Here is a 15,025-nt window from a genome sequence, read left to right as displayed (position 1 = left end):
GGAGCCACGGCGATGGCGGAACACACCAGCTCGAGCATCACGATCGAGGCGGCACCGGCCGACGTCATGGCGGTGATCGCCGACTTTGCCCGCTACCCGGACTGGACCGGCGAGGTGAAGGAGGCGGAGGTCCTGGCGACGGACGCCGAGGGCCGCGCCGAGCAGGTCCGGCTCGTCATGGACGCGGGAGCGATCAAGGACGACCAGGTGCTCGCGTACACCTGGACCGGCCGGGACGAGGTCTCCTGGACCCTGGTCAAGTCCCAGATGCTGCGTTCGCTCGACGGCTCGTACCTCCTGAAGCCGGCCGGAGCGGCCGCGACCGAGGTCACGTACCAGCTCACCGTCGACGTCAAGATCCCGATGCTGGGCATGATCAAGCGGAAGGCCGAGAAGGTCATCATCGACCGGGCGCTGGCGGGGCTGAAGAAGCGCGTGGAGTCGGGGGAGAAGTAGGGGCGGCCGAGCAGCCTCCGGGGGCGGTCCGGCAGTCGATCAGGCACAGGTACCGTTCAGGCCCATGCGCACCATCCTGATCACCGGCCCCGGCGGCAGCGGACGTACCACCCTCGCGGCCGCCACCGCGCTCGCCGCAGCCCGCGAAGGGACCCGCACCCTGGTCCTCAGCGCCGACCGCACCGACATCCTCGGCGCGGCCCTCGGCGCGGCGACGGGCTCGACGCCGACCCGGATCGCTCCGCATCTCACCGCCTGGCGTCCCGACGCCGCCGCCGGTTTCCGGGACGACCTCTCGGCGTTCCAGGAACGCGCGGCCAACGTCCTGGACCTCCTGGGCGCCTCCCGCCTGGACGCCGAGGAGGTCACCCCCCTTCCCGGCGCCGAGGAGCTCGCGCTGCTGCGCGCCCTGCGTGACGCCGCCCTCGCCGAGGCGCACGATCTGCTGGTCGTCGATCTCCCGCCCGCCCCGCAGGCCCTCGCCCTGCTCGCCCTCCCCGAGGAACTGCGCCGCTATCTGCGCCGGCTGCTCCCGCCCGAGCGGCAGGCGGCCCGCGCGCTGCGCCCCATCCTGGGGCGGCTGGCCGGTGTCCCCATGCCGTCGGAGTGGCTGTACGAGACCGCCGCCCGCTGGGACATGGAGCTGGCCGCCGTCGAGGCCGTGCTCGCCGACCGCGGCACCGTCGTACGACTGGTCGCCGACCCCGGCCCGGCAGGCGCCGACACGGTCCGCGACGTCACTCTCGGCCTCGCCCTGCGCGGGCTGCGCCCCGACGTCCTGATCGCCAACCGGGTGCTGCCGGAGCGGGCCGCGGACGGCTGGCCTGCGGGCCCCGTCGCCCAGCAGCGCAAGGTCCTCGACGCGTGGCAGGAGGCGTACGACGTCCGGACCGTCGCCCATCTCGGCCACGACCCCCGCGGCACCGACGACCTCGCCGCGCTCCACGTACCCGCGGTCAACGACACGACCTCCACCGTCGAGTGGCCCGTCGTCGACCGGCTCGCCGACGACGGCGTGCTCGTCTGGCGGCTGCCCCTGCCCGGCGCCATACGCGAGGATCTGGACCTCATCCGGCGCGGCGACGAACTCGTCGTCGCGGCAGGCCAGTTCCGCCGTATCCTCCCGCTTCCGTCCGTCCTGCGCCGTTGTACGGTCGACGGGGCGGCGCTGCGCGAGGGCGAGCTGCGCATCCGGTTCGCGCCCGACCCGCAGCTGTGGCCTCAGACCCGGTGAACCACGTGCGCCCGTTCGGGTAACGTCGTAGAGACGAACCGTAGTCAGGAGGTCGTCATGAGCGAAGAGCTCCCTCCGTCCGACGCGTCGGGGTCACCCCGCTCGAGCGAAGCCGAGAGTGGGGGAGAGCACGAGGCGATCGACGAGGCGCGGGCGACCGACGCCGACGCCTGGTCGACGGCGTGCGCCGAGGACCTCGCGGCGGAGAAGGCCCGCCGCCGCGCGGAGTACGGCCCGCCGCAGAGCTCGGCCGCCGAGGAACTGCGCAGGCTCGTCGACGCCGTCACGGACAAGCTGTCGACGATCCAGTCCCCGCTGCTCGGCGCGGTCGCCGGACCTGCCGCCCAGCAGGTGGTGAAACAGGTCGTCCAGCAGGCGAAGGCCGCGGTCGAGCCCGTCATCGAGCGCAACCCGGACGTCTTCGACCACCTCGCCGCCGCGGGCAGCGAACTGCTGGCCGCCTACCGCTCCGCGGTCCAGGCCCAGGAGCAGCGCTGGACGACCCGCACCACGGACCTGCACAAGGACCTGGACGAGCACCGGGACGGCGACGAGGGCACCGGCCCCGGGCAGCGCATCGACCTGGACTGAGAGTCCCCCGAGGCCCTGCCGCCGGAGTCCCGCCCGCCTGTCCTCCAGGCGGACGCCGGGACCCCGACGGCAGGGCCTCGGGTACGGTTGGCCGTAGCGGGGCTCGACCGAAACTGAGGGATTCATGGGACTCACCATCGGCGTCGACATCGGCGGTACCAAGATCGCGGCCGGTGTGGTCGACGAGGACGGCAACATCCTCTCGACGCACCAGGTGCCGACCCCGGGCACGCCCGAGGCGATCGTGGACGCCATCGCCTCCGCCGTGGAGGGCGCGCGCGCCGGTCACGAGATCGTCGGCGTGGGCATCGGCGCGGCCGGCTACGTGAACCGGGAGCGCTCCACCGTGTACTTCGCGCCGAACATCGACTGGCGCCAGGAGCCGCTGAAGCAGGCGGTCGAGGCCCGGGTGGGCCTCCCCGTCGTCGTGGAGAACGACGCCAACGCGGCCGCCTGGGGCGAGTACAAGTTCGGCGCGGGCAAGGGCCACCGCAACGTCATCTGCATCACGCTCGGCACCGGCCTGGGCGGCGGCATCATCATCGGCAACAAGCTGCGCCGCGGCCACTTCGGCGTCGCCGCCGAGTTCGGCCACATCCGCATGGTCCCGGACGGACTGCTCTGCGGCTGTGGCTCGCAGGGCTGCTGGGAGCAGTACGCCTCCGGACGCGCCCTTGTGCGATACGCCAAACAGCGCGCCAACGCCACCCCCGAGAACGCCGAGATCCTGCTCGGCCTCGGCGACGGCAGCCCCGAGGGCATCGAGGGCAAGCACATCTCCATGGCCGCCCGCCAGGGCGACCCGGTCGCCGTCGACTCCTACCGTGAGCTCGCCCGCTGGGCCGGCGCCGGCCTCGCCGACCTCGCCTCGCTCTTCGACCCGTCCGCCTTCATCGTCGGCGGCGGCCTCTCCGACGAGGGCGAGCTGGTCCTGGACCCGATCCGCAACTCCTACAAGCGCTGGCTGGTCGGCGGCAACTGGCGCCCGGTCGCGGAAGTCATCGCGGCCCAGCTGGGCAACAAGGCGGGCCTGGTGGGCGCGGCGGACCTGGCTCGGGAACCCGACCCCATCATGTGAGGCCCACTCCCTGAGCCGCGGCGAGTGCGCGCTCTCCCAAGGGGCGCGGGGAACCGCGCGACCGGCCACGCACGACCGGCGGTCGCAGACGGACTTCGCGCCTTGGGCTGTCTCGCTCTCCAAGGGGCGCGGGGAACGGCGCCACCGGCCACGCACGACTGGCAGTCGCAGACGGACTTCGCGCCTTGGGCTGTCTCGCTCTCCAAGGGGCGCGGGGAACGGCGCGACAAGCCACGACGTACCGGCGGTCGCTCATACACCTCGCGCCCCGCGCAAAGGCGTAAATTGATCCACATGGAGCCGCTGCCCAACTCCCGCACCGAACCGGACGGTTCCGCCGTCATCCGGGTCCTCAGCTACAACGTCCGCTCCATGCGCGACGACACGGACGCCCTGGCCCGCGTCATCACCGCGTGCGGCCCCGACCTGGTCCTCCTCCAGGAAGCCCCGCTCTTCTTCCGCTGGCGCAAGAAACTCGCACGGCTGGCGGCCGCCTCCGGTCAGGTGATCCTCACCGGAGGTGCCACAGCCGCAGGCCCGGCCATCCTCTGCACCCTCCGCGCGACCGTCGAACGCACCGAGGACGTCCTCCTGCCGCTCACCCCCGGTCAGTTCCGCCGCGGTTTCGCCACCGCGGTGCTCCGCTTCGGCGCCACCCGCCTGGGCGTCCTCAGCTGCCACCTCTCGCTGCAGAAGGACGAGCGGTACGAGCAGGGCGGCATGCTCCTGGACCGCCTCGCCGGCCTGGGCGTCGATCACGCGATCGCGGGCGGCGACCTCAACGACCGCCCCACCGGCCGCACCTTCCGCCGTCTCGCCGACGGCCTTCAGGACTGCCGGGCCACCGCCCCCTGGGGCGGCGATTTCACCTTCACGCCGGTCACGCCCTTCCAGCGCATCGACGCGATCTTCGCCACCAAGGGCATCGAGGTACTCGGCTGCGGCGTCCCCCTCGGCCACCCCGGAGTGACGGAGACAGACCTGAGGGCGGCCACGGACCATCTCCCGGTCCTGGCCGCCCTCAGAATTCCGGCCGGCTAGACGACGGCTCCGCGCCCCGGATCGTCGTCGTCCTCGTCATCCGTCCGCATCCGCATCACCAGCGCGGCGAAACCGCCCAGGAAGCCGCCGATGCCGAGCGTGGCGAGCCACCAGGTCATGTCCCAGCCGAGCAGCACCGCCAGCAGGAGCAGGATCGGGCCGCCGATCACTCCCAGCCAGGCGAACTTCGCGGTCGCGTCGGCGGCGGGCAGCGGCGGCGGCTCCGGCGGTACGAAGTGGCCCTCGTCGTCCTCGTCGAAGTCGCCCTCGGACGGCGCCGCGGTCGCGTAGTCGCGCGGGCCGACGCCGGGCGCGAAGGAGACCGAGCCACCGAGGGGGCCGGCGGGCTTGTCCTGCTTCGGCGCGTCGTCCGCGGAGTCGTTGCTCTCCGGCTCCAGCAGGGCGAGGTCCTCGACCGACTTGAAGGGCTTGGCGCCCGGCGGATCCTTCGGCTCGTCGCCGTACCCGGCGACGATCGCGGCCCACGCGGCATCCTCGTCGAAGGGAACGCCCTGCTCCTCCGGCTCGAGATCCTCGCGGTCCGAGTCGTGCTCAGCCACCTGCGGCCGTCCCTTCCTTGCCGACACTGGGTGCGAGCCGGCTGATGAACGCGAGGCTCTCCTCGAAAATCCGGTCCGCGTCGTGGTCCAACGTCGCGACGTGGTAGCTCTGTTCCAGCAGGACCTCCGTCACGTCCCGTGACGACACCCGGCCGAGGATCCGCGCCGAGTCGGCCGGCGGCACGACATGGTCCTGCGGGCTGCGCAGGACCAGCAGCGGCTGCGTGACCTGCGGCAGCTCGCGGTCGACCAGCCGGAAGAAGTTCCGCAGCGAATGGGCCGCGTGCAGCGGCACCCGGTCGTACCCCAGCTCGACGCCGCCCTCCCTGGCGATGTCGCTGGCGATCCCCTTCGTCGTCCGCACGAGATGGCGGGCCACCGGAAGGGCGTACGGGGAGAAGCCGTGCATGCGGTTCGCCGGGTTGACGACCACCACCCCGGCGACCCCCTCGCCGTGCTTGGCCGCCAGGCGCAGCGCCAGGGTGCCCCCCATCGACAGGCCGGCCACGAACACCTCGCCGCAGCGCTCGCGCAGGGACCGCAGCTCGCGGTCCACCTCCGCGTACCAGTCCTGCCAGCCGGTGAGCTGCATGTCCTCCCAGCGCGTGCCGTGCCCGGGCAGCAGCGGCAGCGCGACCGTGAGGCCACGCTCGGCGAGATGCTCCGCCCAGGGGCGCAGCGACTGGGGGGAACCGGTGAAGCCGTGGCAGAGGAGGACGCCTGTGTCTCCGCCCTCGTGGCGGTACGGCTCGGCTCCAGGAAGGACCGGCACCTTCGGTCTCCTGTTCATGGAAGAGGGGTCATGGAAGGGGGTCATGGACAAGGGGGTCAGGGGAGGGGGCAAGGAAGGGGCACACAGTGGATGGAGCGCCTGCAGAACCTTCACCGTACGCGACCGCACTGACACCGACCAGGGCCGTCGGCGCCTTTGACAGTGCTCCGGGTTAAGGTCTGATCGACGGAAACGGGAGGCACTGGGTTGTTGTACGGCACGATGAAGGTTGCCATCGGAGGGCCGCTGAAGGTCGCCTTCAGGCCCTGGGTGGAAGGGCTCGAGAACATTCCGGCGGAGGGCGCCGCCATCCTGGCGAGCAATCATCTCTCCTTCTCCGACTCGTTCTTCCTGCCCGCGGTCCTCGACCGCAAGGTCACCTTCATCGCGAAGGCGGAGTACTTCACCACGCCCGGCGTGAAGGGCCGCCTCACGGCCGCCTTCTTCAAGGGTGTCGGTCAACTCCCCGTGGACCGCTCCGGCGCGCGCGGCGCGGGCGAGGCCGCCGTCAAGAGCGGCGTCGACGTCCTGGAGCGCGGTGAGCTGTTCGGCATCTATCCCGAGGGCACGCGCTCGCCCGACGGCCGTCTCTACCGGGGCAAGCCCGGCGGCCTCGCGCGCGTGGCGCTCGCCAGTGGCGCGCCGGTCATCCCGGTCGCGATGATCGACACGGAGAAGATCCAGCCGCCGGGCAAGGTGATGCCCAAGCTGATGCGCCCGGGCATCCGCATCGGCAAGGCCCTCGACTTCAGCCGCTACCAGGGCATGGAGCACGATCGCTTCGTCCTGCGCGCGGTCACCGACGAGGTCATGTACGAGATCATGAGGCTTTCCGGCCAGGAGTACGTCGACATCTACGCGACCGCGGCCAAGCGGCGGATCGCGGATGCCGCGAAGGCCGACAAGGAACAGGTCAAGAAGGAGAAGTCCGGGGCCTAGGCTCCTGGTTGTGGGGGTGGGGGAAATGGCCAGGCGCGAGCAGGTCATGCGGATGTCGGTCGAGCAGCCGCTGTGGCGTGCGCTCACCGCGTACCGGGTGCTGACGATGCTGTACGCCGTCGGCCTGTTCGCCACCGCCTACGACGAGTACGACCGGGCGGGCATCGCCATCGTCTACTACGTCGTCCTGTTCGTCTGGACGCTCGCCACCCTGCCCCGCGTCCAGAGCGCGGCCGCCTGCACCAAGCGCTTCCTCGCCGTCGACCTGGCCATCGCGCTCACCGGCATCCTCCTCACCCCGATCGCCGCCGACGACGCGCACATCCACAGCGGCGGCCCCACCCTGCCGTCGATATGGACGGCGGGCTCGGTCCTCGCGTATGCGATCAAGGGCGGCTGGCGCTGGGCCGCGTTCGCCTCCACGCCGGTCGCCGCCGCCAACCTGATCGAGCGCGGCGCCCCGGCCCGCGACACCGTCCACAACGTGATCCTGGTCTGGGTCGCCTCCATCGCCATCGGCTACGTCGTCGAGGTCGCCCGCGCCTCCGAGCGCACCCTCGCCCGGGCCCTGGAGATCGAGGCCGCGACGAGGGAGCGGGAGCGGCTGGCCCGGGACATCCACGACGGCGTGCTGCAGGTGCTGGCCATGGTGCAGCGGCGCGGCGCCGTCATCGGCGGCGAGGCGGGCGAGCTGGGTCGGATGGCCGGCGAGCAGGAGGTCGCGCTGCGCACACTGGTCTCCGGCGGGCTGGTCCCCGTCTCCCGGGCGTCGGAGGACGCGGCCGAGGGCGCGGTCGTACGGGCCGTGGAGGAGCCGTCCTACGACCAGGACGGCCCCGTGGACCTGCGCGTGTTCCTCGCTCGGTACGCCGCCGCGAAGGTCAGCTTCGCCGAGCCCGGCGCCCCCGTGCTGCTGACCGCGCCCGCCGCGAAGGAGCTGGCCGCGGCCGTCGGCGCCGCCCTGGACAACGTACGCGAGCACGCCGGCGAGCACGCGCGCGCGTGGGTCCTCGTCGAGGACGAGCCCGGCGAGGTCGTGGTGACCGTACGGGACGACGGACCCGGCATCCCCGAGGGGCGGCTCGCACAGGCCGAGGGCGAGGGACGGCTCGGCGTGGCCCTGTCGATCCGGGGCCGGCTGCGCGAACTCGGCGGCAGCGCCGAACTGATCTCGGTGCCCGGGCAGGGCACGGAGGTCGAACTGAAAGTACCGAAGGACGCGAAGGACCCACGGGGTAAGGCGGAGCGGCGATGACGGATTCCACCGACGGGCAGCGGGACCCGATCAGGGTCATGGTGGTCGACGACCACCCGATGTGGCGCGACGCCGTCGCCCGCGACCTGGCCGAGTCCGGCTTCGACGTGGTCGCCACCGCCGGCGACGGCGACCAGGCCGTACGCCGCGCCAAGGCCGCCGCCCCCGACGTCCTGGTCCTCGACCTGAACCTGCCGGCCAAGCCCGGCGTCCAGGTCTGCAAGGAACTCGTCGGCCACAACCCGGCGTTGCGGGTCCTCGTGCTGTCCGCGAGCGGCGAGCACGCCGACGTCCTGGAGGCCGTGAAGTCCGGCGCGACCGGCTATCTGCTGAAGTCGGCGTCGACCGAGGAACTCCTGGACGCGGTGCGCCGTACGGCCGTCGGGGACCCGGTGTTCACACCGGGCCTGGCCGGACTGGTCCTCGGCGAGTACCGCCGTCTCGCCTCCGAGCCCGCGCCCGCCGCCGACACCGGCGAATCCAAGGTCCCGCAGCTCACCGACCGTGAGACGGAGGTGCTGCGCCTGGTCGCCAAGGGCCTGAGCTACAAGCAGATCGCCGAACGCCTCGTCATCTCCCACCGCACGGTGCAGAACCACGTCCAGAACACCCTCGGCAAGCTCCAACTGCACAACAGAGTCGAACTCGTGCGGTACGCGATAGAACGCGGACTTGACGACGAGTAAACCGCGCGCCCGACAGTTCACCGGAATTGCCCTTCACGCCCATCCCTGTGTGACCTGGATCACCATTAGCGTGGCCCCCACAGGCAACCGCGGCGAAGGGACATTTCCATGCGGGTCGGAGTACTGACCGGAGGCGGCGACTGCCCCGGACTCAACGCCGTCATCCGGGGCATCGTCCGCAAGGGCGTGCAGGAGTACGGCTACGACTTCGTCGGCTACCGGGACGGCTGGCGCGGACCGCTGGAGGGCGACACCGTCCGCCTCGACATCCCCGCGGTGCGCGGCATCCTGCCCCGCGGCGGCACCATCCTCGGCTCCTCGCGCACGAATCCGCTGAAGCAGGAGAACGGCATCCGCCGGATCAAGGAGAACCTCGCCAAGCAGGAGGTCGACGCGCTCATCGCGATCGGCGGCGAGGACACCCTGGGCGTCGCGGCGCGCCTCACCGACGAGTACGGCGTGCCCGTCGTCGGCGTACCGAAGACCATCGACAACGACCTGTCCGCCACCGACTACACCTTCGGCTTCGACACCGCGGTCGGCATCGCGACGGAAGCCATCGACCGCCTGCACACCACCGCCGAGTCCCATATGCGCGTCCTGGTCTGCGAGGTGATGGGCCGCCACGCCGGCTGGATCGCGCTCCACTCCGGCCTCGCGGGCGGCGCCAACGTCATCCTCATCCCCGAGCAGCGCTTCGACGTCGACCAGGTGTGCTCCTGGATCACCTCCCGCTTCAAGGCGTCGTACGCCCCGATCGTGGTCGTGGCGGAGGGCGCCATGCCCAAGGACGGCGACGTGGTCCTCAAGGACGAGTCGCTGGACTCCTTCGGACATGTCCGCCTGTCGGGAGTCGGCGAATGGCTGGCCAAGGAGATCGAGAAGCGCACGGGCAAGGAGGCCCGTACCACCGTCCTCGGTCACATCCAGCGCGGCGGCACCCCCAGCGCCTTCGACCGCTGGCTCGCCACCCGCTTCGGCCTGCACGCCATCGACGCAGTCCGCGACGGTGACTTCGGGAAGATGGTCGCCCTGCACGGCACCGACATCGTCCGCGTCCCGATCGCGGAGGCCACGGCCAAGCTCAAGACGGTGGACCCGAAGCTGTACGAGGAGGTCGGGGTCTTCTTCGGCTGACGGCAGGCCGATGACGGTCGGCCGAGACGGAGGTCCGGGCGCGTCGGCCCCCGGACCTCCGCGCGGCCGGCTACACGGTCGTGTTCAGCAGCCGGCCGACCAACTCCCGTACCACCGCGGCGCCGTTGAGCGTGAGGATCGACTCCGGGTGGAACTGCACTCCGGCGAATCCCGGGCCGCGCAGCGCGTGCACTTCGTGCGACGGGCTTCGGCTGACCTCGACGCCGTGCGCGGCCAGTTCCTCGACGGTCTCGTCGTCGCAGCGCGCCACGAAGCTGTTGTAGAAGCCGACGGTCTCGCGCCGCCCGAACAGGTCGACCGTCGTCTGTGCGCCCTGGTAGGGCACTTCCTTCCGTACGATCTCCAGCCCCAGCTCGGCCGCGATCAGCTCGTGCCCGAGGCAGACGCCGAGGACGCCGTGCCGGTGGTTCCGGATCACCGCGGCGGTCAGCTCCCGCAGGAACCGCATCTTCGGATCGTCCAGGTCCGAGGGGTCACCGGGGCCGGGGCCCAGCACGAGTGGCCCCTCATGCGCGAGCACGGCGTCCCGCACACCGGGCTCGTCGTAGCGCCGGACGGTCACCTCCAGACCGCTGGAGCGCAGCACATGCGCGAGCATCGCCGTGAAGGTGTCCTCCGCGTCGACGACCAGGGCGTGCCCGGTGAGCTGAGCGGACCGCTCCTGCATCCGCAGCCAGAAGGGGGCGAGCGAGGCCCGGCGCCCGTCGAGCGCGGCACGCACGCGTGGATCGTCGGCGAGACGTACGCGCGCGTGCTCCTCACGCGGCCGTGACGGGCGTACGCCCAGGGCCGCCAGCACACCCGCCGCCTTCGCGTGCGTCTCCGCGACCTCGCTCGCCGGGTCCGACCCCCGTACGAGGGTCGCGCCGACCGGCACCCTCAGCCGCCCGTCCGCGTCGATGTCCGCGGTACGGATGAGGATGGGGGAGTCGAGTGTCTGCGCGCCCCCGGAATCCCGGCCCAGCAGGGCCAGCGCGCCCGCGTAGTAGCCGCGCCCGACGCCGTCCCGCCCGAGGGGCTCGTACCGCTCGATGACCCGGCACGCGTTCTGCACGGGCGACCCGGTGACGGTCGCCGCGAACATCGTCTCCTTCAGCACCTCACGCGCGTCCAGCGAGGACTTCCCGCGCAGCTCGTATTCTGTGTGCGCGAGATGGGCCATCTCCTTCAGGCGCGGGCCGACCACGACCCCGCCCATGTCGCCGACGGTGCACATCATCTTCAGCTCCTCGTCGACGACCATCGACAGCTCCTCGATCTCCTTGCCGTCGGCGAGGAAGCCGAGGAGGTGCTCGGGTGTCGGGCCCTCGGCGGGGTACCGGTACGTCCCGCTGATCGGGTTCATGACGACCGTGCCGCCGGACATCCGGACGTGCACCTCGGGACTGGCACCGACCAGCGTCCGGTCCCCGGTGTGCACGACGAACGTCCAGTACGCGCCCCGCTCGCCCTCCAGCAGCCGCCGGAAGAGCGCGAGGGCGTCGGCCCTGGAGAACCCCGGGATCCCGCCCTCGTACGTCCGCCGGATCACGAAGTTCGCGCCCTCGCCCCGCCCGATCTCCTCCCGCAGCACCCGCCCGACGATCTCGCCGTACTCCTCGTCGTCGACGTCGAAGCCGCCGTCCTCCACCCGCACGTCGTGCGTCGGGAGCTGCGCGAGAGCGTCGGCGAGCGGGATCTCGTACGACTCCTCGGGGGTGAGGAACGCCAGCGGGGTGCCGTCGTCGCGGACGTCGAAGCCGCGCTCGCGGATCTGGCGGAAGGGGACCAGGGCGAGGCCCTCGTCAGGGAGGTCGGCGAGGCGGTCGTAGGCGGTGATCGGGCCGAGGAGCAGTTCGACCGTGGCGCTTTCCTCGATGGCATGGCCCGGCGCGCGGCGGCGCAGCAGGGCGAACGGCCGGGGGTCGTGCGGCAGGTCCAGCAGGTTCATGGGTCCGGGTTCCTTCTCGGTCTCGTCGCCGGTGGAGAGGCGGAGAGGAACGACCCCGGAAAACACCGAAGGCCGCCCCTCGGGCGGCCTTCGCGAAGTCTTGCGTACGCGCAGTCAGTGGGCCGCCGGATGAGCGGTCCACCACCAGGTCTGGGTCGAATGCGCGAACATGCGACGGACCCTACCGCACCGCCCGGCCGTCCGGACGGTGATCGCCCTGTCTCACCAGTCGAGCCGGGAGATAACCAGTCGACACGACCCCGTAATGTTTACGGGGTGACCGTGAACGCAACGACCAGCGCGAGCGCTGGCAACACCTGGCGAAACCTGCCCGCGGCGCAGCAGCCCGAGTACCCCGACACCGAGGCTCTGCGCGCAGTGATCGCGGACCTCGAGTCGTATCCGCCGCTCGTCTTCGCGGGCGAGTGCGACCAGCTGCGCGCCCGGATGGCGGCCGTCGCCAAGGGAGAGGCGTTCCTCCTCCAGGGCGGCGACTGCGCCGAGGCCTTCGACGCGGTGTCGGCCGACCACATCCGCAACAAGCTCAAGACCCTGCTCCAGATGGGCGCCGTGCTGACGTACGCCGCCTCGGTGCCGGTCGTGAAGGTCGGCCGCATCGCCGGCCAGTACTCCAAGCCGCGCTCCAAGCCGACCGAGACCCGCGACGGCGTGACCCTGCCGACCTACCGCGGCGACTCGGTCAACGGCTTCGACTTCACCGAGGCCGCCCGCATCCCGGACCCCGAGCGCCTGAAGCGGATGTACAACGCCTCCGCCTCGACGCTCAACCTGGTGCGCGCCTTCACCACCGGTGGTTACGCCGACCTGCGCCAGGTACACGCCTGGAACCAGGACTTCGTGAAGTCGTCGCCGTCCGGTCAGCGCTACGAGCAGCTGGCCCGCGAGATCGACAACGCGCTGAACTTCATGCGGGCCTGCGGCACGGACCCGGAGGAGTTCAAGACCGTCGAGTTCTACTCCTCGCACGAGGCGCTGCTGCTGGACTACGAGTCGGCGCTGACCAGGGTCGACTCGCGTACCGGGCAGCTGTACGACGTCTCGGCGCACATGGTGTGGATCGGTGAGCGCACCCGTCAGCTGGACGGCGCGCACATCGAGTTCGCCTCGAAGATCCGCAACCCGATCGGCATCAAGCTCGGCCCGACGACCACGGCCGAGGAGGCGCTGCAGTACATCGAGCGCCTCGACCCCGACCGTGAGCCCGGCCGGCTGACCTTCATCGTCCGCATGGGCGCCGACAAGGTCCGCGACAAGCTGCCCGAGCTGGTCGAGAAGGTCAGCGCGTCCGGCGCGACGGTCGCCTGGATCACCGACCCGATGCACGGCAACACCTACGAGGCGGCCTCCGGTCACAAGACCCGCCGCTTCGACGACGTGCTCGACGAGGTCAAGGGCTTCTTCGAGGTCCACAAGGGCCTCGGCACCCACCCGGGCGGCATCCACGTCGAGCTCACCGGTGACGACGTCACCGAGTGCGTGGGCGGCGGCGACGAGATCTTCGTCGACGACCTGCACCAGCGCTACGAGACGGCCTGCGACCCGCGCCTGAACCGCAGCCAGTCCCTGGACCTGGCGTTCCTCGTCGCGGAGATGTACAGGGACCAGTAGGGACCAGTGACGGGGACACCTGTTACAGGGACGTGAATGGGGCGCGGATCACATACGATCCGCGCCCCATCGCACTTTTGCGGTTCCTGAGCGCCGGGTAAGGTTAGGTTAGCCTCACCGATCATTCGGGACGGCAAGACTGGTCAATCCCGGCGGGAGGTGGAACCGCGTGTACGTCTGCAGTTGCTTCGGCATCACCGAGCAGCAGGTCAAGAAGCACGCCGAGGACGGTGCCGGCACCCCCCGCCAGCTGGCCTCCGCCTGCAAGGCGGGCACGGACTGCGGTTCGTGCGTCCGGCGGATCCAGGCACTGCTGGGCCGGGGTGAGTGCCCCCGCCGTGAGCTCGCCGAACCACAGGGCAAGGCGGTCCTGACCGCGCTGGACGAGGCCGCCTAGCTCTCCGGCTGCTCGATCAGCTGTGCGATGTAGAGCGCCTCTCCGAGCTTCTCGACCAGTTCCAGCTGGGTGTCGAGGTAGTCGATGTGGTGCTCCTCGTCCGCGAGGATCGACTCGAAGATGTTCGCGGACGTGATGTCGCCCTTGGTGCGCATCACCTCGATACCGCGCTTGAGCCGGTCGATCGCCTCGACCTCGACCTGCCGGTCGGCCTCGAACATCTCCTTGACGGTCTGCCCCACGCGTACATGGAACAGCCGCTGGTAGTTCGGCAGCCCCTCCAGGAAGAGGATGCGGTCGGTGAGCACCTCCGCGTGCTTCATCTCGTCGAACGACTCGTGCCGCGTGTACTTCGCGAGCTTCGTCCAGCCGAAGTTCTCCTGCATCTTCGCGTGCAGGAAGTACTGGTTGATCGCGGTCAGCTCGCCGGTGAGCTGCTCGTTGAGGAATTCGATGACCTCGGGGTCGCCCTGCATCGCAGTGGCTCCTTCCAGGCGGGGGGACTGGCAGTTTGCGCCGCATGATTGCACCGGCAACAAAGATCGTCCAGTAAGTCTTCACTTAGTAAGTAAGTGCATGCTTAGTTGTAATTGCCCGTATTTGATGGGGCCGGTCAAGCGCACTGTCATAGGTCTGTCAGGATGGAGACATGGGTCAGCCGGCGGAGCGTGAATCGGGAGAACGCGATTCGGGAGGAGCAGCACAGGCCGAACTTCCGCCGGGGCAGCGCCTGCAACGCGGCTGGCCGGTCACGCACTACGGGCCCGTCCCCAAGTTCCGTCCGGAGCGCTGGGAGTTCAGGGTCTTCGGCGCGACCGCGGACGGCGAGAAGCACTGCTGGACCCACGAGGAGTTCGCGGCCCTGCCGTACACCACCGTCGTGGCCGACCTGCACTGCGTCACGAAGTTCAGCATGCTCGGCGCCGAATGGGGCGGGATTCCCGCCCGAACGATTCTTGAGATCGCGCCGCCCGCGCCCGCGGTCACCCATGTCATGGTGTGGGCCGAATACGGATTCAGTTCGAACCTCCGCCTGGCGGACTTCGCGTCCGGGCGGACCATCTTCGCCACCCACAAGGACGGCGAGCTGCTGACGGCGGAACACGGCTTCCCGCTGCGCCTCGTCGTGCCCCATCTGTACGCGTGGAAGGGCCCGAAGTGGGTGCGCGGCGTGGAGTACATGACCGCCGACCGCCGCGGCTTCTGGGAGGAGCGCGGCTACCACAACGTCGGGGACCCGTGGAAGGAACAGCGCTACTCCTACCAGGAGGAGCTAGGGGACGGCCCCGAGCTCTGACT

Annotated in this window: 17 protein-coding genes; 12 read left to right on the top strand and 5 right to left on the bottom strand. The window is 70.7% G+C overall.

The window, feature by feature from the left end:
• Nucleotides 1-12: 12 nt before the first annotated feature.
• From OG870_RS12665 to OG870_RS12645, 5 genes are all read left to right on the top strand, one after another.
• Entirely contained in the window at nucleotides 13-456 is a 444-nt protein-coding gene (locus OG870_RS12665; RefSeq protein ID WP_266512842.1) for an SRPBCC family protein, read from the top strand.
• A gap of 64 nt (nucleotides 457-520) precedes the next feature.
• The gene (locus OG870_RS12660; protein WP_266840875.1) at nucleotides 521-1,690 is read left to right on the top strand and encodes an ArsA family ATPase; all 1,170 of its coding nucleotides are present in this window, start codon (nucleotides 521-523) and stop codon (nucleotides 1,688-1,690) included.
• Between the two features lie 57 nt (nucleotides 1,691-1,747).
• On the top strand, nucleotides 1,748-2,281 hold the full coding sequence (locus OG870_RS12655; RefSeq protein WP_266512830.1) for a DUF5304 domain-containing protein: 534 nt from the start codon (nucleotides 1,748-1,750) through the stop codon (nucleotides 2,279-2,281).
• A gap of 124 nt (nucleotides 2,282-2,405) precedes the next feature.
• Entirely contained in the window at nucleotides 2,406-3,359 is a 954-nt protein-coding gene (locus tag OG870_RS12650; RefSeq protein ID WP_266512827.1) for an ROK family glucokinase, read from the top strand.
• A gap of 294 nt (nucleotides 3,360-3,653) precedes the next feature.
• Nucleotides 3,654-4,400: an endonuclease/exonuclease/phosphatase family protein gene (locus OG870_RS12645; protein ID WP_266512824.1), complete on the top strand. Its 747-nt coding sequence runs from the start codon at nucleotides 3,654-3,656 to the stop codon at nucleotides 4,398-4,400.
• Here OG870_RS12645 and OG870_RS12640 read toward each other — a convergent pair.
• Nucleotides 4,397-4,960 (bottom strand): hypothetical protein, encoded by a 564-nt coding sequence (locus OG870_RS12640; protein WP_266512822.1) that lies wholly within the window; start codon nucleotides 4,958-4,960, stop codon nucleotides 4,397-4,399. The genes OG870_RS12645 and OG870_RS12640 overlap by 4 nt on opposite strands.
• Nucleotides 4,953-5,732, bottom strand: a complete 780-nt coding sequence (locus OG870_RS12635; protein ID WP_266512820.1) for an alpha/beta hydrolase — start codon at nucleotides 5,730-5,732, stop codon at nucleotides 4,953-4,955. The genes OG870_RS12640 and OG870_RS12635 overlap by 8 nt, the downstream gene beginning before the upstream one ends.
• A gap of 207 nt (nucleotides 5,733-5,939) precedes the next feature.
• Between OG870_RS12635 and OG870_RS12630 the strand changes: the two genes are divergently transcribed.
• From OG870_RS12630 to OG870_RS12615, 4 genes are all read left to right on the top strand, one after another.
• On the top strand, nucleotides 5,940-6,671 hold the full coding sequence (locus OG870_RS12630) for a lysophospholipid acyltransferase family protein (RefSeq protein WP_266512818.1): 732 nt from the start codon (nucleotides 5,940-5,942) through the stop codon (nucleotides 6,669-6,671).
• Between the two features lie 25 nt (nucleotides 6,672-6,696).
• Complete coding sequence (macS, locus tag OG870_RS12625) at nucleotides 6,697-7,926, top strand: MacS family sensor histidine kinase (protein ID WP_266840877.1); 1,230 nt, start codon at nucleotides 6,697-6,699, stop codon at nucleotides 7,924-7,926.
• On the top strand, nucleotides 7,923-8,612 hold the full coding sequence (locus OG870_RS12620; RefSeq protein WP_266585300.1) for a response regulator: 690 nt from the start codon (nucleotides 7,923-7,925) through the stop codon (nucleotides 8,610-8,612). The genes macS and OG870_RS12620 overlap by 4 nt, the downstream gene beginning before the upstream one ends.
• Nucleotides 8,613-8,720: 108 nt before the next feature.
• Nucleotides 8,721-9,749, top strand: a complete 1,029-nt coding sequence (locus tag OG870_RS12615; protein ID WP_266585301.1) for a 6-phosphofructokinase — start codon at nucleotides 8,721-8,723, stop codon at nucleotides 9,747-9,749.
• 70 nt (nucleotides 9,750-9,819) lie between these two features.
• On the opposite strand, the gene OG870_RS12610 is transcribed toward OG870_RS12615, so the two are convergent.
• Both OG870_RS12610 and OG870_RS48150 read right to left on the bottom strand, forming a co-directional pair.
• The gene (locus OG870_RS12610) at nucleotides 9,820-11,700 is read right to left on the bottom strand and encodes an anthranilate synthase family protein (protein ID WP_266840880.1); all 1,881 of its coding nucleotides are present in this window, start codon (nucleotides 11,698-11,700) and stop codon (nucleotides 9,820-9,822) included.
• 114 nt (nucleotides 11,701-11,814) lie between these two features.
• The gene (locus OG870_RS48150; RefSeq protein ID WP_073723848.1) at nucleotides 11,815-11,871 is read right to left on the bottom strand and encodes a trp operon leader peptide; all 57 of its coding nucleotides are present in this window, start codon (nucleotides 11,869-11,871) and stop codon (nucleotides 11,815-11,817) included.
• A 105-nt stretch (nucleotides 11,872-11,976) separates the two neighbouring features.
• Between OG870_RS48150 and OG870_RS12605 the strand changes: the two genes are divergently transcribed.
• Both OG870_RS12605 and OG870_RS12600 read left to right on the top strand, forming a co-directional pair.
• The gene (locus OG870_RS12605; RefSeq protein WP_266512804.1) at nucleotides 11,977-13,329 is read left to right on the top strand and encodes a class II 3-deoxy-7-phosphoheptulonate synthase; all 1,353 of its coding nucleotides are present in this window, start codon (nucleotides 11,977-11,979) and stop codon (nucleotides 13,327-13,329) included.
• 169 nt (nucleotides 13,330-13,498) lie between these two features.
• The gene (locus tag OG870_RS12600) at nucleotides 13,499-13,726 is read left to right on the top strand and encodes a (2Fe-2S)-binding protein (protein ID WP_266512802.1); all 228 of its coding nucleotides are present in this window, start codon (nucleotides 13,499-13,501) and stop codon (nucleotides 13,724-13,726) included.
• Here OG870_RS12600 and bfr read toward each other — a convergent pair.
• Nucleotides 13,723-14,202 carry a bacterioferritin gene (bfr, locus tag OG870_RS12595; protein ID WP_266512801.1) on the bottom strand — a complete coding sequence of 160 codons (480 nt, stop codon included), beginning with the start codon at nucleotides 14,200-14,202 and terminating at the stop codon, nucleotides 13,723-13,725. The two genes, OG870_RS12600 and bfr, sit on opposite strands and share 4 nt — an antisense overlap.
• 173 nt (nucleotides 14,203-14,375) lie before the next feature.
• Between bfr and OG870_RS12590 the strand changes: the two genes are divergently transcribed.
• Entirely contained in the window at nucleotides 14,376-15,023 is a 648-nt protein-coding gene (locus tag OG870_RS12590) for a sulfite oxidase-like oxidoreductase (RefSeq protein WP_266512799.1), read from the top strand.
• Nucleotides 15,024-15,025: the final 2 nt, after the last annotated feature.

Source organism: Streptomyces sp. NBC_00461, from assembly GCF_036013935.1.
Taxonomy (GTDB): Bacteria; Actinomycetota; Actinomycetes; order Streptomycetales; family Streptomycetaceae; genus Streptomyces.
Note: the sequence above shows the minus strand (reverse complement) of the source record. Positions and strands in the feature narration are given on the sequence as shown.